This is a genomic window from Arachnia propionica (assembly GCF_003932785.1).
GTDB classification, from domain to species: Bacteria; Actinomycetota; Actinomycetes; order Propionibacteriales; family Propionibacteriaceae; genus Arachnia; species Arachnia propionica_B.
Window position 1 is genome coordinate 1 of the sequence record NZ_RQYT01000023.1, and the last position, 16,436, is coordinate 16,436.

Annotated in this window: 25 protein-coding genes and 1 pseudogene; 19 read left to right on the forward strand and 7 right to left on the reverse strand. The window is 65.6% G+C overall.

All coding sequences use genetic code 11. The features are described from left to right. The 4 genes and pseudogenes from EII35_RS16255 to EII35_RS16520 all read left to right on the forward strand — a co-directional run. Positions 1-206 (forward strand): hypothetical protein (locus EII35_RS16255; RefSeq protein WP_221739725.1); only part of this gene is annotated, 206 nt, incomplete at its 5' end. 369 nt (positions 207-575) lie between these two features. Then, on the forward strand, positions 576-911 hold the full coding sequence (locus EII35_RS09740; RefSeq protein ID WP_125228279.1) for a hypothetical protein: 336 nt from the start codon (positions 576-578) through the stop codon (positions 909-911). A gap of 152 nt (positions 912-1,063) precedes the next feature. Further along, positions 1,064-1,912: pseudogene (locus EII35_RS16715) on the forward strand (GDSL-type esterase/lipase family protein); the annotation flags it as partial. Between the two features lie 212 nt (positions 1,913-2,124). Continuing rightward, complete coding sequence (locus tag EII35_RS16520; protein WP_260465085.1) at positions 2,125-2,643, forward strand: hypothetical protein; 519 nt, start codon at positions 2,125-2,127, stop codon at positions 2,641-2,643. Between the two features lie 95 nt (positions 2,644-2,738). Here EII35_RS16520 and EII35_RS15925 read toward each other — a convergent pair whose 3' ends face one another. Both EII35_RS15925 and EII35_RS09750 read right to left on the reverse strand, forming a co-directional pair. Further along, positions 2,739-2,897, reverse strand: a complete 159-nt coding sequence (locus EII35_RS15925; protein ID WP_185744259.1) for a hypothetical protein — start codon at positions 2,895-2,897, stop codon at positions 2,739-2,741. A 51-nt stretch (positions 2,898-2,948) separates the two neighbouring features. After that, the gene (locus tag EII35_RS09750; protein WP_221739726.1) at positions 2,949-3,608 is read right to left on the reverse strand and encodes a class I SAM-dependent methyltransferase; all 660 of its coding nucleotides are present in this window, start codon (positions 3,606-3,608) and stop codon (positions 2,949-2,951) included. 107 nt (positions 3,609-3,715) lie between these two features. Here EII35_RS09750 and EII35_RS09755 point away from each other — a divergent pair, with 107 nt between their 5' ends. After that, complete coding sequence (locus tag EII35_RS09755) at positions 3,716-5,221, forward strand: MFS transporter (RefSeq protein ID WP_125228281.1); 1,506 nt, start codon at positions 3,716-3,718, stop codon at positions 5,219-5,221. Here EII35_RS09755 and EII35_RS09760 read toward each other — a convergent pair. Beyond that, positions 5,215-5,748 (reverse strand): TetR/AcrR family transcriptional regulator, encoded by a 534-nt coding sequence (locus EII35_RS09760; protein ID WP_125228282.1) that lies wholly within the window; start codon positions 5,746-5,748, stop codon positions 5,215-5,217. The genes EII35_RS09755 and EII35_RS09760 overlap by 7 nt on opposite strands. A gap of 19 nt (positions 5,749-5,767) precedes the next feature. Continuing rightward, the gene (locus tag EII35_RS09765; RefSeq protein WP_125228283.1) at positions 5,768-6,397 is read right to left on the reverse strand and encodes a TetR/AcrR family transcriptional regulator; all 630 of its coding nucleotides are present in this window, start codon (positions 6,395-6,397) and stop codon (positions 5,768-5,770) included. A gap of 71 nt (positions 6,398-6,468) precedes the next feature. On the opposite strand from EII35_RS09765, the gene EII35_RS09770 reads away from it, so the two are divergent. The 4 genes from EII35_RS09770 to EII35_RS09780 are packed head-to-tail and all read left to right on the forward strand — an operon-like array spanning position 6,469 to position 9,765. Beyond that, positions 6,469-7,341 carry a siderophore-interacting protein gene (locus tag EII35_RS09770; RefSeq protein WP_125228284.1) on the forward strand — a complete coding sequence of 291 codons (873 nt, stop codon included), beginning with the start codon at positions 6,469-6,471 and terminating at the stop codon, positions 7,339-7,341. Then, entirely contained in the window at positions 7,338-7,868 is a 531-nt protein-coding gene (locus EII35_RS15930) for an ABC transporter permease (protein WP_185744261.1), read from the forward strand. Before EII35_RS09770 ends, EII35_RS15930 begins: the two co-directional genes overlap by 4 nt. Beyond that, positions 7,865-9,094, forward strand: coding sequence for an ATP-binding cassette domain-containing protein (locus EII35_RS16635; RefSeq protein ID WP_185744262.1), 1,230 nt, complete (start codon positions 7,865-7,867; stop codon positions 9,092-9,094). The genes EII35_RS15930 and EII35_RS16635 overlap by 4 nt, the downstream gene beginning before the upstream one ends. After that, positions 9,094-9,765 carry an energy-coupling factor transporter transmembrane component T family protein gene (locus EII35_RS09780; protein ID WP_125228286.1) on the forward strand — a complete coding sequence of 224 codons (672 nt, stop codon included), beginning with the start codon at positions 9,094-9,096 and terminating at the stop codon, positions 9,763-9,765. Before EII35_RS16635 ends, EII35_RS09780 begins: the two co-directional genes overlap by 1 nt. Here the strand turns inward: EII35_RS09780 and EII35_RS09785 are convergent. Next, positions 9,762-10,067: an antibiotic biosynthesis monooxygenase family protein gene (locus EII35_RS09785; protein WP_125228287.1), complete on the reverse strand. Its 306-nt coding sequence runs from the start codon at positions 10,065-10,067 to the stop codon at positions 9,762-9,764. The genes EII35_RS09780 and EII35_RS09785 overlap by 4 nt on opposite strands. Before the next feature lie 217 nt (positions 10,068-10,284). Between EII35_RS09785 and EII35_RS09790 the strand changes: the two genes are divergently transcribed. From EII35_RS09790 to EII35_RS09830, 9 genes are all read left to right on the forward strand, one after another. Continuing rightward, the gene (locus EII35_RS09790) at positions 10,285-10,695 is read left to right on the forward strand and encodes an Asp23/Gls24 family envelope stress response protein (RefSeq protein WP_125228288.1); all 411 of its coding nucleotides are present in this window, start codon (positions 10,285-10,287) and stop codon (positions 10,693-10,695) included. After that, positions 10,692-10,880, forward strand: a complete 189-nt coding sequence (locus EII35_RS09795; protein ID WP_125228289.1) for a DUF2273 domain-containing protein — start codon at positions 10,692-10,694, stop codon at positions 10,878-10,880. Before EII35_RS09790 ends, EII35_RS09795 begins: the two co-directional genes overlap by 4 nt. Next, a complete protein-coding gene (locus EII35_RS09800; protein WP_125228290.1) occupies positions 10,880-11,215 on the forward strand; it encodes a hypothetical protein in 336 nt (111 codons plus the stop codon). The genes EII35_RS09795 and EII35_RS09800 overlap by 1 nt, the downstream gene beginning before the upstream one ends. Next, entirely contained in the window at positions 11,212-11,775 is a 564-nt protein-coding gene (locus EII35_RS09805) for a hypothetical protein (protein ID WP_125228291.1), read from the forward strand. The genes EII35_RS09800 and EII35_RS09805 overlap by 4 nt, the downstream gene beginning before the upstream one ends. Beyond that, a complete protein-coding gene (locus tag EII35_RS09810) occupies positions 11,775-12,338 on the forward strand; it encodes a hypothetical protein (RefSeq protein ID WP_125228292.1) in 564 nt (187 codons plus the stop codon). Before EII35_RS09805 ends, EII35_RS09810 begins: the two co-directional genes overlap by 1 nt. 111 nt (positions 12,339-12,449) lie before the next feature. Further along, a complete protein-coding gene (locus tag EII35_RS09815) occupies positions 12,450-12,713 on the forward strand; it encodes a GlsB/YeaQ/YmgE family stress response membrane protein (RefSeq protein WP_125228293.1) in 264 nt (87 codons plus the stop codon). A 1-nt stretch (position 12,714) separates the two neighbouring features. Further along, positions 12,715-13,326 (forward strand): RNA polymerase sigma factor, encoded by a 612-nt coding sequence (locus EII35_RS09820; RefSeq protein WP_221739727.1) that lies wholly within the window; start codon positions 12,715-12,717, stop codon positions 13,324-13,326. Beyond that, complete coding sequence (locus EII35_RS09825) at positions 13,323-13,919, forward strand: Asp23/Gls24 family envelope stress response protein (protein WP_125228294.1); 597 nt, start codon at positions 13,323-13,325, stop codon at positions 13,917-13,919. The genes EII35_RS09820 and EII35_RS09825 overlap by 4 nt, the downstream gene beginning before the upstream one ends. Continuing rightward, the gene (locus EII35_RS09830; RefSeq protein WP_125228295.1) at positions 13,920-14,273 is read left to right on the forward strand and encodes a hypothetical protein; all 354 of its coding nucleotides are present in this window, start codon (positions 13,920-13,922) and stop codon (positions 14,271-14,273) included. Here the strand turns inward: EII35_RS09830 and EII35_RS09835 are convergent. Next, the gene (locus EII35_RS09835; RefSeq protein ID WP_125228296.1) at positions 14,236-14,589 is read right to left on the reverse strand and encodes a hypothetical protein; all 354 of its coding nucleotides are present in this window, start codon (positions 14,587-14,589) and stop codon (positions 14,236-14,238) included. The two genes, EII35_RS09830 and EII35_RS09835, sit on opposite strands and share 38 nt — an antisense overlap. Positions 14,590-14,655: 66 nt before the next feature. Between EII35_RS09835 and EII35_RS09840 the strand changes: the two genes are divergently transcribed. Beyond that, positions 14,656-14,982 (forward strand): hypothetical protein, encoded by a 327-nt coding sequence (locus EII35_RS09840; RefSeq protein ID WP_125228297.1) that lies wholly within the window; start codon positions 14,656-14,658, stop codon positions 14,980-14,982. A 4-nt stretch (positions 14,983-14,986) separates the two neighbouring features. Here EII35_RS09840 and EII35_RS09845 read toward each other — a convergent pair whose 3' ends face one another. Then, positions 14,987-16,414, reverse strand: a complete 1,428-nt coding sequence (locus tag EII35_RS09845; RefSeq protein WP_125228298.1) for an ATP-binding protein — start codon at positions 16,412-16,414, stop codon at positions 14,987-14,989. Positions 16,415-16,436: the final 22 nt, after the last annotated feature.

Consider the following 16,436-nt stretch of genomic DNA (forward strand, 5'->3'; position numbering starts at 1 on the left):
CAATGAACGCCCCCGAGCAACACTGGGCTACCTCACCCCACGCGAAGCCTTCCAACGACTCCTCGTTGCTTCCACCACTTGACACTGCCGAGTTCGCCAAGATGGACGATGCCTATAATAGTAACCTCACCCTTGTCGCTGGGCACGACATCAGAAAATCGTTGCCGCGTAACAATGACTCGATTGACAAGGGGGGCGAGACTTAGGGCGTCATCCATCGGGGCTTTCAATTGGGTTCAAACGAGTCCGAGTTGGGCAACGATCCGGATGTGGCTGGGAGTTCGTTGAGGCGCCCTTGATAGCCGTTGGCAAGTATTTTCCAGTTATGAGTGAAGCGATGCTTGCTCAATAGGGCGGCAGGCCCAGGTTTGGCCGTTAGAACATGGGAAGGTCAGCCATCTGACTGACAGTGCACCTCCTGCCTGTCTCTGGACGCAGCGCGTGGGGCCGCCTTAGGGTGACTTCGTACCCCAACGTTGGAGGTGACGATGTTGCGCTGCTGGCGGGCAGTGACGACCGTAGTGGTCGCGGTGTGCCTGCTGGCGGCTGGGTGCGTGTCGGAGTGGGACCGGGGGATGCAGGCGTTGAAGGCTGACCCGATGGCCTCGGTGAGCTGGGAGGGGTTGGAGCTGCTGGGCACCAACCAGACGGTGAACGAAGGACACAAGCCTGAGCCACCCATTTTTACCCGATGTTATAAATTGTTAGTTCCTGTCAGCCAGGCGTTCGATGTTGTTACTGCATCTGCCCTAGAACAGGGGTGGGAAGAAAAGAAACGACGGACTGCTCAGGATGCAACCCTCAAGAAAATGATCAGTGGGTATAGTGCTGGCGTCATATTAACCACCCATACAGGAGGGTGCGAAGAGTTTCCTGAGACTGTTTTTCGTATCACAATGCTCTATCCGTAAAGAGGCAATCAATGAAGAGCAGATTTCCCGTAGTGGCATTCGCCTTGGCTTTGGCGCTCATAGTCGCTAGCGTGTTGCCGACTGCGAAAGCAGATGAGGATGCGATACCAAGTCTGAATTAACGTCCTGAGAAAGTCCTGAGCATGGTTTTGATGGGCGATTCCTATTCAGCCGGAAACGGGGCGGGGTCATATGACACCGCAGCACCCGGGGCGTACCGCAGCCTAAATAACTGGGCCCAATACTATCGGAGGAAGCTCGTCGAACGAGGGGTGTCTACGCACCTGACAAACATTGCCCACTCAGGCTATACCACTGAGCAGGTTGCCAACCAACAGGTTAAGAGTATTCCTGACGATGCTGACACGGTACTACTCACCATCGGCGGGAATGACATGAATTTCGATAGCGTCATCGAACAGTGTTTTGCCAAGGGGCGTCGTTATGCACAAGAGTGCCAAAAGGCTGTCAATGCTGCTCGTCGCATGATGCAAGACCCTGGCAGGGATGGCCTGAAAGCTCGCATAATGCATGTTTTTAGCGAAATCGCGGAACAGCTTACATCAATGGATCGATACGATGTCGATATCATCTTGGTCGGCTACCCAAATCTGGTTCTGCCTGACAGTGGGTCGAGTTACTTCATTCACAGCTGCAAAGACCCTGTCGATTTTCCTTGCTCGGAATATTACACCTATCGCGCAGGGTCAGAACTCCTCAGGGCTGCAAAGGTGCTGGAAGAGGTCCAGAGAGATGCCGTCGTCGAATGGAATCGATCCCTGCCGCCCTATCCCCAAGTTGCTCCAAAGGCGAGATATATCGCCTCAATCCCTGAGCATTTCCGTGGGCACGAACCCGACCCCAGTTCAGAGCACAGAAACAGCAAGCGCTGGATCAATGAGTTCTTTGAAACCAAGGGTCTAGAGCAACCAGATGGAAATACTGACCCAACCCTGTCGCTTGACAAGATGGAATGGTATCACCCAAACCTTACTGGGCAGAAGCAGATTGGGGAAGTCCTGCTCAAGGAGATAGGCATTCCTCGAGTTGCAAGGGAGGCGCTCCCGCCAAATGCTTCGCCTAACGCTGAACCGAACGCACGGGCTCCGAAGCCAATGCTGGCTTGGATTCAAGGCCCCTACGCCAAAGACAACTGCCCCGAGGTCAACAACCACGGCCAGACCGACGAGGATGGGGATGGCATCGGGGACGAGTGCGATCCAACCCCGGGGTACCCGAACGAGGATCGTCCTGGTGTTGGGGAGGGCGAACCACCGACAACACCACCGATTCCATCACCTTCGCCAACCCCAGACCCGTTACCCACAGCACCACCTTCTGCCACGGCCACTCCGTCGCCGAGCACATCCCCGACGAAGACTCCGTCGCCGAAGCCCTCCAAGACGCCCTCGCCAAGTCCATCCCCGTCGGAGAGCCCCAGCGTGACGGCCGAGCCTACGGTCTCGCCTTCGGAGAGCGTGTCGCCGTTGTCAACGGTGACACCGAGTGCTGCACCAACAGGGCATTCACCAAGCGCCACTGCCACACCGACAGTGACCGAGCCGCCCACGATGAGTCCGGAGCCGACGGACATTCCGGTGCCAACGGTCTCACCGACGTCAGCCCCACCGGTATTGCCATCGCCAACCAGTGCACCGGAGCCAACGGCGCCACAGCCGACGATCTCGGAGCCGCCAGGGGTGCCGGTTCCGTCACAGCCTGTGCCGCCTGACCCGACCAGGCCACGGCCAGGATTGCCGAACACCGGAGCTTGAGCTGAAGGTCGTGTGCGGGTCAAGCAGCTGGAGGCTCGACCCGCACAGGGCCTCACCCCATCACATCCCCCACCTCCACGCCCAGTCGCGCTGCCAGGCGCTCCAGGCTCCTGAGGGTGAGGTTCCCTCGACGCTCCGCTCCTCCCATGTGGGTACGGTGCACTCCCATGAGTTCAGTGACGGTGAACCTCGTCGCGCAGAGTTGCGGCATGGGGTGCTGCGGTTCACGATTCGGCGACCAGGAGACGACATGGTCCCAGAATCACGAACCACCAAGGACCAAGTGGACGAACGGACGCTCCACCAGCTCCCCGTCCTTGGACACCGCCACGTCCCGCTGCTCCACCCTGCGGAGGAGCCGCAGCCCCCGATTCTCGGCCCGCTCTACCACCTCGTCGCCATCGACCAGGTGGAATCCGTGGCGGGTGAACGGCAGCGACTCCATGAAGTCCCGTTCTGCGAAGCTCAGGCACAGTCTGCCCTCCGGGGCCATCACGCGACGCAGTTCCCCCAGCCACGACCCCAGATCCTCCTGGAAGTAGATCGTGTTGACGCTCAGGATCCGTTCGAATGAGGAGTCATCGAAAGGCAGCCCCTCCCCCTTCCCCTTGAGCAGGACGTAGTCCGCCATTCCCGCTGCGAGGAACGGGGCATTGAACTCCCGCGCGGCGGCCACCATCTCTGCGGACAGCTCCAGCCCCGTGTAGTGCAGCCGTCGAGCCATGGACAGCACGTAGCCCAGGAGTCCCCCATCCCCACACCCGGGTTCCAGGATGCGATCCCCCTCACGGATCCCCAGCTCAGCCAGGGCTCCGACGATCATCGTCAGATTCCGCAGATTCATTGCCCGCCCGAACTGTCTCCCGATCTCTCCCTCCGGGCACCGCAGCTGAGCCGCCACCCCCTCGCTGTCCAGACCCACGTCTTCCTCCCGTCGTCGGCTTCATCTCTCAGAGAACCACTCAACACTCATCCGGGCAAGCCTTCGGCCATCAGCACCAAACTTTACCAACTGGTATAGTTTTAGCCATGTCGCCACTGCACACGCCCCGTCAACGCTGGCTCCTCCTCGCGACCGTCAGCGTCGGGCTGCTCATGATCACGATGGACAACTCCATCCTCTACACAGCCCTACCGACCCTCACCAGCGATCTCGGAGCATCGACGACACAGGGACTGTGGATCATCAACGCCTATCCGTTGGTCATGGCGGGGCTGCTGCTCGGCTCAGGCACGCTGGGCGACCGGTTCGGCCATCGACGGCTGTTCCTCGTGGGCCTGGTGATCTTCGGCGCTGCCTCTCTCCTGGCCGCTTTCTCCCCCAACCCCGCCACGCTCATCGCGGCCCGTGCGGTGCTCGCGGTCGGCGCCGCCTGCATGATGCCCGCCACCCTGGCCCTCATCCGCCTCTCCTTCGACGACGTCCGCGAACGCAACCTCGCCATCGGCGTGTGGGGCAGCGTGGCCGTCATCGGGATGGCGGGCGGCCCCATCGTCGGCGGGATACTTCTCGAGCACTTCTGGTGGGGATCGGTGTTCCTCATCAACGTCCCCGTCGTGATCGCCGCCCTCATCGCCATCCCCATGGTCGCCTCCCCCAGCCCAGTCGATCGATCCCGACGCTGGGACTGGACCTCCTCGGTCTGGGCACTGCTGACCCTCACCGGCGCCGTCCTGGCCGTCAAGGAGCTGGCGCACCTACCGCCAAGCTGGCCCATGCTCACCGCCAGCCTCGCGATGACCCTGCTCTTCGGCTTCCTGTTCGTCCGACGTCAACGTCGCCTCACACATCCACTGCTGGACTTCTCCCTCTTCGGCAATGCCGCCTTCTCGACGGGGGTGGCGACCGCGGCGCTGTCCATGTTCGCCGTCGGTGGGCTGGAGATGGCCACGACGCAGCGTTTCCAGCTCGTGGCTGGATACAGCCCCCTCCAGGCCGGACTGGTGGTCACTGCCGTCGCCCTCGGATCCCTCCCGACGAGCCTTCTCAGCGGCGCCCTGCTCCACATCCTCGGACTGCGCATCATCGTCGGAAGCGGTTTCGCTGTCGGCACGATCGGCATGGCATGCGCTCTGGCCGGAGCCCACCATCGTGCCACGTGGCTCCTGGTCACGGGCCTCGTTGTAGCGGGTGCCGGGCTCGGGGCCACGATGTCGGTGGCCTCCACGGCCATCATCGGCAACGCTCCACCGAATCGTGCGGGCATGGCCTCCTCGGTGGAGGAGGTGTCCTACGAGTTCGGCGGACTCTTCGCCATCGCCGTGCTGGGGAGTCTCCTCTCCGCGATCTACTCCGCAACCATCCAGCCACCACCGACAGCTCCGAGCGCAGTTCGGGAGAGCATCACGGCGGCGCATGCCACCGGGGACCCCACGATCATCGCCATCGCCGCCACGGCCTTTGACGGCGCCTACGCCACCGTGCTCGGCATCATCACCGTCGTCCTGACCATCGCGACCCTCGTCACGACGGTGACCCTGCGTCACTACGGCATCGGCAGCCGGGCCAGCCGGTGGGAGACCAACGATCACTGATCCACGAGACCGAGGAGCCAGTCCACGAGCACCTCACGCATCCCCTCGGGAAGGATTCGACCGGACAGGACGTCATGGATCCACAACCCGTCCGCCGCCAGACAGGCCACCATCACCTCGGGCCGCGAGGCCATCTCATCGAACGGTGGGATCCAACGATCCGCCACCTCCCGCCAAGGCTCGATCAGTTCCCGGTCGTCTCGGGCGTCGGCGAGGTAGACCAGCTCCGCCTTGCTCATCGGACGCGAGGAAACCTTGATGTAGGCGCAGAGCCGGTCCCGGGGCGATGCCGTCTCCGGGTCCCCGCCCCCCAACTCCGCCACCATGTCCGCCTCCCACTCGGCAGCGAGGTGCGCGTAGACGGCGACGAGCAGCTCCCTCCGTCCGGGGAAGTGATAGAGCAGGCCAGCCTTGGTGAGTCCGGCCTCGGCCGCCAGGGAGTCCAGGGTCACCGCCTGGAGGCCGTGGTTCTCGGCGACCCTGATGGCCGCCTCCAGCAACTGCCGCCTGTTGCTCACCCTGCCCATGGGATTCACCGTACCCCGTTCAGGGCTTGGCTTCGCCTCTATGACACCAACGCTCGACTTGGGTCAGCACACCATCGATGAGGCACCCCATGGACCACTCGAAGGGATCTCCCAGGTTACGGGCGAGCGCCTGCCCCTCAGCGATGGAAGGAAGCTCCTCCCCGTCGCTCCGCGGGACACCCTCACTGACCATCAGGTCTCCGACGGCGAGTGCATGGGTGGTCACGCTGGCCAACACGACGGCTGCCACTCCGGGGGGCCAGCCATAGCGGCGTGCCCACTCGACATGATGCGCCGCCACCCGGGTCAGGGCCTGGCCGTGCTCGGGTCCCAGAGCCATCAGCAACGGCACCGCTCCCGGATGACTCCTCACGAAATCGCGAATCATCAGGGCGTGATCGAGAAGTGCCTCGCGCGGCGCGTCGTGACAAGGCGGGGTGAGCTCGAGCCGCTGGTAGAGCCCTTCTGCCACCACCGTCTGCAGTCCTGAGAGATTCCCGACGTGGCGATAGATGGACATCTCCGACACCCCCAGAGCCTGGGCGACCCCCTTGATGCTCAGCCGGTCGAGCCCCATCGCCACCGCCGCATCGGTGATGCGTTCAGCAGTGACCAGTGCAGGGCGACCACGACCTCGTCGGGCCTCCATCACGTCTCCTTTCCGAGGCCACACAAACAAGATAAGGTTAGCCTGACCAACAGAATTGGAGGTGTCCCTTCGTGTCCCAACCTACTCCACTCGACGCTCAGGAACTTCGTGGGCTGCTGGCCCTGCTCGACGAGCCCCATGATCACGAGCAGGACCACTCCCACGACCACCACACGCGTCACCACTGGAGCGTGACGGGGATCACACCGCGCGCAGCCCAGCTCACCCGGGTCACGGGCACGCTCGACGACCCACACTTCGAGGAATGGCTGCTGCCCAACACCGCCATCCGACTAGAACTCCCCTTCCAGCCCCCGGAGCTCCATGGCATCGCGGGTGCCCCCACCACAGCCTCCCGTGTCTACACCGTCGCCGACGCCGACCCGGCATCCCGAACCATCAGCGTCGACTTCGTCGTCCACGAGGGCGATTCACCCGCCATGCTCTGGCTCCGGCAGGCGCAGATCGGGGACAGCGTCGAGGTCTGGGAGCCCAGCCAGCATCGGCTTCCCCACATCGCCTCAGACCACGTCCTCATCGCCGACCCGACCGGGCTCCCCGCCGCCATCAGCGTCATCCGGGGGCTGGATCTGCCGGGGCGGGTACGACTCCTGACACAGGTTCCCGAGGACCAGGTCCCCGACCTGCCCGGCGTGGAGGTCCAACGTGTTGACGGCACCCTCATCGACGCCTTCCTGGCCCTGGACCTCAGCATGGTCGACTCCGTGTGGGCCGCAGCGGAGTCCTCGGAGGTCCGCCCCATCCGACAGCACTGCCGTCGCGTCCTGAACCTTGGCAAGGAGGCCACTCAGGTCTACGGCTATTGGCGGCGAGGCACGTCAAACACCCAGATCGACATCGATCGACTGCGACTGCTCCGTGACGTCATCGCACACGGGGGCGACCAGAGCGACCTCGAGCGCCGCATGGAGGAAGAGCTGTGACCTCATCGCGCCGTCCCCACCTGCTCACGGCACGCCCCCTCATGATGTGCGTCGTGCTCGGTGCCTTCACCGCGCTCATCGTCGCCCTGACCCGACTCCTCAGTCTCGCCATCGGAGCCAGCATCCCCTGGCTGGCCTACCCCTCCCCGACCCCGTGGTTCCTGCCTGTCATCATGGCCCCGCTCCTCGTGCGACGTTCTGGGGCCGCAGCCATCACCGGCCTGATCGGGGCAGTGGGTGGCGGCGGGATGGCCTTCTTGGCGGCTCTCGTCGTCGAGGCCTCCGTCCTACCGTTCCGTCAGGGAAGGCGTCTCCAGCTGCCCTGGGCGGTCACCGCCGGCGTCCTGATCGGTTTCATGACCTTCGGCTTCATGTTCATCATTCCCGAGTTCAACGCGATCTCACCGGGCCTCAAGGCCTTGGCCCTGGGGGTTCGTGTCGTCACGGGCATCGGTTACGGCTGGTTGGCGTGGCTCCTCGTGCGTTCACTCAACCGCGCCGGGATCGGGGAGCGACAGGAAGGGTGAAGGTCAGCGGTCTTCAGGTCTCCCCGACCTCGGGGGAGACCCTCTTCAACGGTCTCGATCTCTGCCTGGCCACCGGCAGCTACACCCTCGTCTGCGGCCCCACCGGATCCGGCAAGTCAACGCTCGCCATGGTGCTGGCCGGCTGTCACCGGGGCGAGGTGCAGGGCCAGGTGTCGGGCGGCCCCGTCGCGGCGGTCTGGCAGGACCCCGGGGCGCAGATGTCTGGACACAACGTCCTCGACGAGGTGCGGCTCCCCATGGATTACCGGTGCATTCCCGCTGACGTGGCCACCGCACGCGCCAGGGACCTCATCGGCGCGGTCGGTCTGTCGCACCTGCCCGAGAATCGAGATCCGATGCTGCTCTCCGGTGGGGAACAGCAACGCCTGGCCCTGGCTGCCGCCCTCGCCCAGGGCGCACCGGTTCTGGTGCTCGATGAGGTCACGTCCCAGCTCGATGCCGAGGGTCGACGGGACTTCCTCCGCGTCCTCGACGAGCTGGCCGGGGAACTGACGATCCTCGTCGTGGATCATGATCCGGCGCCACACCTGGAGCGGGCGGATCGGATCATCGTCCTCGGCGAGAGGGGCAGGGTGATCGCCGATGGCCCGTCCCTGCCGGACAGCGCCGAGCGGCTGGGGATCCGAGTACCCGGAGGTCGCCTGGGGGACCTCGGCGAGGCGACCGGGTGCACAGGCCGGGACTGGCAGGAACTCGATCTCGGCTTCGCACGACTGCCCCGGGGCGCCCGGGCGGCCGTGACCGGCGCCAACGGCGCCGGCAAGTCGACCCTGCTCAACTCCTTGACCCGCAGCAAGGACCTCTTGCTCCGCGGGGTGACCTGGGTGCCACAGCGAGGACTCAACCACCTCTTCTCCCCAACCGTCCGCGACGAACTCTCCTCCTGTTCCCCCGGACACGACCTGGAGGCCGCGGGGCTCAGCGACCTGGCCGAACGCCATCCACTCAGCCTCTCCGGCGGTCAGCGGCAACGCTTGGCCATCGCGAAGGCCCTGGGTGCAGGGCCTGCGAGACTGGCCCTCCTCGATGAGCCCTCCTACTCCCAGGACCTCTCAGGAACGCAACGTGTCGCACGGATGATCCTCACCGGGGCTGAGGACAGGGTGACCCTCATGGCCACCCATGACCATGCCCTCATCGACGCGTTGGCCACTCACGTCATCCACGTGTCGAACCATGCAGTGGTGGGGGTGTCATCGTTGTGATGAGCCGTCACCGCTGCACCCTCCATCCATTCGTGGGTTTCCTGACCCCTCTGATCGCCTCACCCTTCGTGCTCGTCATCGGCAGCTGGGGCCTGCTACTGGCGCTCCTCATCGGGTGTCTGCTCCTCTCCGTTGCCGCCGGATGGCCGGTGATGCGTCGAACCATCATCGTCACCTCCGTGGTCCTCGGTTTCGTCGCACTCAGTTTCCTCCCATGGCTCGGAGGTCACCACGCCATCCTGCTCGGGCTGCGTATGGCCACCCTGACCGCACTCATCGTGGCCACCTACTCAACCCTGGACTGGCAGAGCTTCGCGGACACCCTCATCACGCATGCCCGGGTGCCATACCCCCTCGTCGATGTCATGGGCATGGGGCGGAGGTTCACGGCACTCATGAAACGAGAGATGCGAGAGATGGCCACACGACTGCGTATCGATGCACGAGGTCACTTCCTCAGGTGGCTGCGGTCATTGCCGAAGGTCGTGGTGCCCATGCTCGTGGCCTCATTCAGGCTGGCCGACCTCACCGCCATGGCGATGGAGTCACGTGGTTTCGCCTCCCGCCGAGGGAGGACCACACACACTGCACGACGCCCCGGCTGGTTCGACGTGGCAGCGCTGGTCGCCCTGACGGGAGCTCTCATCTGGGCCGGAGCCGTCCTGCCCTAGGACCGATTCCCCTCCTCGTGCTGCACCACATCGAATCCGAGGACCTCGATGCTCATGCCCCGACGCTCATCCTCGGCATGGGATCCGGCCACTCGATTCTCCGACCAGCGCTGGTAATCCTCCTGGGAATCCCAGCGGGTGACCACGAAGTAGCGGGTCTCCCCCATCACCGGGCGCAGCAGTTCGAAGGACTGGAAGCCCGGGGACTGGTCAACCGACCTCCGTCGCGCGGAGAACCGCTGCTCGATCTCGGCCTCGGCTCCCTTGGGGTAGGTCAGTGCAGTGATGTTGACATAGGTCATGCTGGCTCCTTCCGGGAACGGCACCATGCCGCACCCTTCACATCATCGCTCCTTGTCCCACCAGGGAAAGGGCAGATTGCCCGTGGACCGCGCGGAGCATCCTCGACGAACTGGTTCCATGGATGCGTGGAGATTCGTGTGTGACGAACCGCAACCCGAACCCGTCCCATTGATGAACCCGGAGACATCCGGGCCCAACAGAACTCTAGGAGAACACATGACTTCCGCCAAGACCCCCGCCCCCATCAAGGACCAGGGCAAGACCACCATCGAGAACAGCGTCGTGGCCAAGGTGGCGGGTATCGCGGCTCGCGAGACCCGGGGCGTGCACGCGCTGGGCGGCGGCGTCGCCCGGGCGCTGGGCGCCATCCGTGAAGCCGTGGCCAGCGCCGACCAGACCCAGGGCATCTCCGTCGAGGTCGGCGAACGCCAGGTCGCCGTGGACGTCGTCATCGTGGCTGAGTACCCCTCCCCGCTGCAGGAGGTCGCCGACGGGGTCCGCAGCAACATCATCGACGCCATCGAGAACATCGTGGGCATGGAGGTCACCGAGGTCAACGTCACCGTCAACGACGTCCACCTTCCCTCCGATGACCAGAACGACGAGTCCGAGGCCCGGGTCCAGTGAACAGCAGCCACATCGGTGCCCTTCTCGGAGCCGTCCTCACCCTCACGTGGCTTGTCCTGGGCTTCTGGCAGTTCGTCCTCGTGGGACTCGGCGTGGCCGTGGGGATCCTCATCGGACGCTACCTCGAGGGTCGACTCGACGTGGCCGGGCTGGTGAGCGCACTGCGTGGGCGGCGGTCCGTCTGATGAGGGGACACACCCTGATCGCCCCACGGGCACTGACACGGTTGGCCAGCGCAGTTGCCGGGGACGCACTCGGGGTGGATGCGCGCCGGGTCCAGGTGAACCTTGCCAATGCCTCAGGAGACCTGGGCCTGGAGGTCGCCTCGCCCGTCCGCGTGGATCCTCTCCCCGCTCACCGCTCCTCCGGTGGCGAGACCGAGGCCCCCCTGCTTGAGCGGGTTCGGACTGCGAGTGAGGTCATCCGCCATCGCGTGGCGACACTGACCGGCCGCGTCGTCGGAGCCGTCGACATGCGCCTCACGGGTGCGGTCATCACGCCGAAGGCGAGGGTCAAATGAGTGCCGTACCCACCTCCCGTATGGTGCGCAGGGAACTGCACCGGTCACGCGCCGTGCCGACGGTGATCACCGCGGGGGCGGTCATCCTCCTGGTCCTCTGGGTCATCGCCGAGGCGGTGGCACGGCTGGTAGGAGGTTCACCGCTCCTGATCGCCCCTGCCTCCCTGGTCCGTGGCCTGGCAGGCCTGGCCCCGGCATGGCAGCTGCTCATCGGGGTCGTGACGCTCCTCGCGGGTCTCGCCCTCGTGGCCCTGGCCCTGGCTCCGGGACGACGCCCAAGGCGCGTCCTCGAGGGGGAACGGGTCTCGGCCGTGATCGACGACGCGGCGATCGCCGGTCTCCTCACCAAGGAGGCCTCGTCCACAGCGGCGCTTCCCACCAGCGATGTCCACGTTGTGTTGCATCGACGTCGGGGGGTCGTGACCCTCACCCCACCACCCGGGCACCGGGTGGATGTGCCCCATGTCAACGAACACCTTCAGCGCTTCATCACCGAGGCCGACATCACCCCACCCCTTGAGGTCGTGGTGCGGCTGAACCCCGCGAGGAGGCCCCGCTGATGCATTCAACCCCTCGACTGGTCAATCGCGCCTGGCTCCTCGCCCTCGGTACCACTCTCACGTTGGCCGGCGTGCTCGGCATCGCCTGGGGCGCCATCCCCCACACCTCATGGCAGTGGGCCACGGAGTTCTGGACCGGCCTGGAGGACCACATCCCGACATGGTGGGCAGGACAAGCCCTGCCGGGAGTCTCCTGGGGTGACATCGTCCTGCTGGCAACGGCGGCGTTGATCGTGACCCTGCTGGTCGCACTGGTCGTGAGCCAGGCTGGTGGCCGCAGCCGCGATGCCCTGGTGGATCAATCATCGGTCGGCCGGATCACCGTGGCTGCCCCTGTCGTCCAGGAACTTCTCACGGAGGGGTTGGAGGCGGATCCGAGGCTCGGCTCAGCTCGGGTGAGAACGTTCACCATCCGGGGCCGCACCGTGCTCCGGGTGTCGGTCACCCCGCACCCAACCTCGACTCCGCAGGCCACCCGCCGCGCCGTCACTGACACCGTGACCTCACTTGACAAGGCACTCGGCATCTCCCTGCCGGTGTTCGCGGAGGTGCTCGCTCCCTGACAGCGGGCCTCCGAAATAAATTTCAGAAACCGTGTGACGAATCCTGACCTGGACCCGTCTCATGGATGTAACGCCCCCGCAATCGGTGGCACGACACGAAAGGTGACCTTCATGGGATTCTTGGCCTTCTTGCTGCTTGGCCTCATCGCCGGAGCGATCGCAAAGTTCCTGATGCCCGGCCAGCAGGGCGGCGGATGGGTTGCGACCCTGATCCTCGGCGTCGTCGGCGCCATCGTCGGCGGTTGGCTCGGCAGCCTGCTGTTCAACCAGAAGATCGATGAGTTCTTCTCGCTCTCCAGCTGGGCGCTCGCCATCGGCGGCTCCCTGATCGTGCTGGCGATCTACGGCTTCGTCGTCGGACGTAACAAGGCGTGACTTGTCCCACGGCGTACTTGAACCGGGCTGCGGTCTCCTCGACGAGGGAGGCCGCAGCCCTCACGATGTCCTGCTGGCATCCGCGGACGATCGCATCATCGCCGGACGTGCCGCGGACGGCGACGTCACGGCCTTCGGCGTGCTGGTGCGTCGCTACGGTCCGATGATGCGGGCTGCGGCCCGTCGCATCCTCGGATCCAACTCCGAGGTCGACGATGTGGTCCAGGAGGCCTTCATCACTGCGTGGAACAAACTCGAGCAACTCGACGACCCACGTCGCGTCAAGGCCTGGTTGATGCGCATCACGAGCCACCGGGCGATCGACCGGGTGCGGTCCCGTCGCCCCATGGATGACCCCGAGGATCTCGAACTCCCGGCCGCGGAGGCGCACTCCCCGTCACGGATGACCCAGACGAAGGCGACCGCATCGGCCCTCCGCGAGGTTCTGGCACAACTACCCGACGCCCAACGCAGCTGTTGGATCCTGCGCGAGGTGGACCACATGAGCTACCGCGAGATCGCCGAGGCCCTCGACCTACCGGAGTCCACCGTCCGTGGGCTCCTCGCCCGAGCCCGCAGGACCATCATGACGAGGATGGAGGAGTGGCAATGATTGACCCTGATGCCCTTCCGGACGTCCCCGCCACGGACCTGGACGGCCACACACTGGATGAACTCGAGGCCTACCTCGAGGCAGGGCGCAGCCCTCGGAACGAATCCATCGAGCGGTCCCCCGGATGCCAACTCGCCCTCGAATCCCTCGAACGTCTGCGTCGTCTGACCGCCGACATGGTGCGCGAGGACGAGGAGGATGCGGCGACGGACGACTCCTGGGTGAACTGGATCCTGAGCGGCATCGCTCTCGACGCCCACGCCGGACGACGCATCCCCTACCGGGATGCCGACCCCCACGACCTCGGTGTCACAGAGGGTGCGGTGCGCGGCCTGGTCCGTCACGCGGAGGAAAGCCTTCCGGGAGTCGTGATCGGACGCTGCCGTCTGGAGGGGGATGTCGAGACGCCTGATGCCCCCACGCGGATCGTCGTCGAGGTGTGCATGCCGTTCGGCCCGCCCATCCCCGAACTCGCGGATCAGTTGCGGGCCCGCATCCTGGAGGACGTGGCCACGCACACGGATCTGAACGTTTCAGCAGTCGATATCGTGGTCACTGATGTGAGCACGGAACGACACGACGGAGGTGCCTGAGTGACGGACAACGCCGAGCTCGCGACTGAGCTGGAGGCGGCCGCCCTGCAGGTGGCCGGGGTGCAGCAGCTGTACCTGGCAGGATCGTCGGTGAAGGCCGTCCTGGCCGAGGGCGCCCGCGCCCTCGGGGTGGGCTCCGGGGCCAATGCGGTCGCGGTGAACATCGGCGACGAGTCGTGCACGATCCAGGTCTCCTGTGCGGTGAGCGCCGATCACAGGGCCGGGGATGTGGTGCGCGAGGTCGCCCGCACCCTGGCAGACCTCTGCCGGGACAAGGGACTGCCGCCCGCCCGGATGGAGGTGACGGTCGCCGCGGTCACCGCGGTTGACGCAACTGCTCCACCAGGGTCCTGAACAGTTCGGGCTCGCACACGAAGGCGATGTCCCAAGTCTCGGCGTCCTCTCCCACGAGGATGTAGAGGTCGCCCTCCGTAGCGGTCCAGTGCGCCTTGGTCCCGGCGCTCGTCCCCGCGGTGACCGGGATCACCAGAGGTGCGTCCTGACCCTCGAGACGGGCCACGTCGTCGGCGTCGAGGCAGACGTTGAGTTCAGCGGTGGGGCCCGACAGCTTCACCTGGAGCTGGGTCCCCTCGTGCACGAGGACGGGGTCCGACGAGATCGAGTCGAACATCGGTGGCACCTCCACACCGGGGATCTGGTTGACGGGCATGCTCGTCGGTCCATTGTGCCGGGCCGACGCTCAACGCCCCGAGGCATGGGGCTACACTCCCACCTCGTGGGCATCGAGGTCATCACAGAGCTGGTCAAGGAACAACTCCGCGAGGAGTACGTCCTCCAGGCACCGGATCGGGAGTACGTCCAACAGCTCAAGATGTTGGTGCAGTTGTGCACCCACCTGGCGGCCGAGTCGGAAGGGGGCCGGCCCCGGCTCGGACACCCCACCGTCGTGACCCTCCCGGGGCCGGTGAGCCCGGGGCTGTACTCGGAGATCCGGCTGTTCGACGACATGGACTCCGACGACCCGTCGGTGTGGCAGGAACTCACCGAGGACGGTGAGCCCCTGCGGGCGATGGAGGGCGACATCCTCATCAGCTTCCGCTGACCACTCACCCCCAGGCGGCGAGGATCTGATCGGCGTCCCAGACCTGGGCCAGTTCCGGCGCCCTTCCCCCAGCCGGGCACACACCGACGAGCGGGGTGGTGTCATCCACGCCCGGGACCCGTGCCGCTCCCTGCTGGAGTGCCCGTACATCAGCCTGCCCGAGTGGTTCGTGCTCCCGCCATTTGATGGTGCCGACGAAACTCACCCGCCGCCCCGGGCGGGCGTCCGTGGCGACGAGGTCGATCTCCGGGTTGTTGCTCCTGGGCCACCAGCCACCGATCCGATGGGCCTCGGGCCATCGTTCGTCGGGCAGCAGTCGTGACAGCGCCTCCCGCACGAGCGGTTCGACCGCTCGTCCCCGCCACGAGGAGTAGCCCGCCTCGAACCGGGAGAAGGCCAGATCGGGGCGTCCCCGGTCCACGTCCGCGATCGCAGGGGCGACGAAGGCGAGCCAGAATCGCAGGGACGGATCCGCCACCCGCCAGCGGCGATCCTTGAGCGCGGAACGGGTGGACAGGGGGTCGTCGGCAGCAACCATGCGTTTGTCGACGAGCAGGTCCAGGGCACGGTCGAAGGAGGTCGGCGAGAGCGTCCCGTGCAGCGAGTTGAGGATGCCGGAGCGGACCCGCTCCCCCTTGCCCCCGATGGCGGTGAGGACCGCTCGGGCGTGGGAATCGGGAGGGAACTCCGACTCCAGCGCCCTGCCACCGGAGACGATCAGGGCACTCGTCGACCGTTCGAAGGAGGAGCGGACGAAGTTCTCCGGCGTCTCCCCATCAGTCCATTCCTGGGCGATGAGCGGGGCCCCGCCCGTGATGAGGAATGCGTCGAGGGCGGCGGCCCCGGTCAAGCCGGTCATGGTCGCGACATCCCGCGGCGAGAGCGCCCGGAGCAGCATCTCCGTCGCCCTTCCATGGAAGGGCTGGTCGTGACGCATGAGGGCCTCCATCATGCCGAGGTCACTGCCCAGCAGCAGGAGGAGGACGGGGCGGCGGGAGAGTTCCCGGTCCCAGACCCGTTGTAGTTCGCCCGCCCCGCCGGGGAATCCCTCGAGCAGCCAGGGCAATTCGTCGATGACGACGATGGAGGGGGCGTCCGCGGGCAGGGCGGCCGTCAGGAGCCGGAGCACCGCGGTGAGGGAAGCGGGTGTGTTCCCCTCGGCGAGGAAGGCTCCCGGCAGATCCGAGTGGGCGATGGCCTGGGCGAACAGACCCAGTTCCTCACGTTGGGGAGCCGATCGGGCAGCCTGGAAGTACACCGCCGGGGCGCCGAGCCTGGCGATGAGTTCCGTGACGAGCCGCGACTTGCCGACCCGTCGCCTGCCACGCAGCATGACCGCCAGCCCGGCGTCCGCCCGACCTCCCCGCGCGACGGTCTCGAACAGGGAACCGAGTTCGGCCAGTTCCTGCACCCGCCCAACGAAACCGCTCATCCCATCTCCCACCGAACCGCAC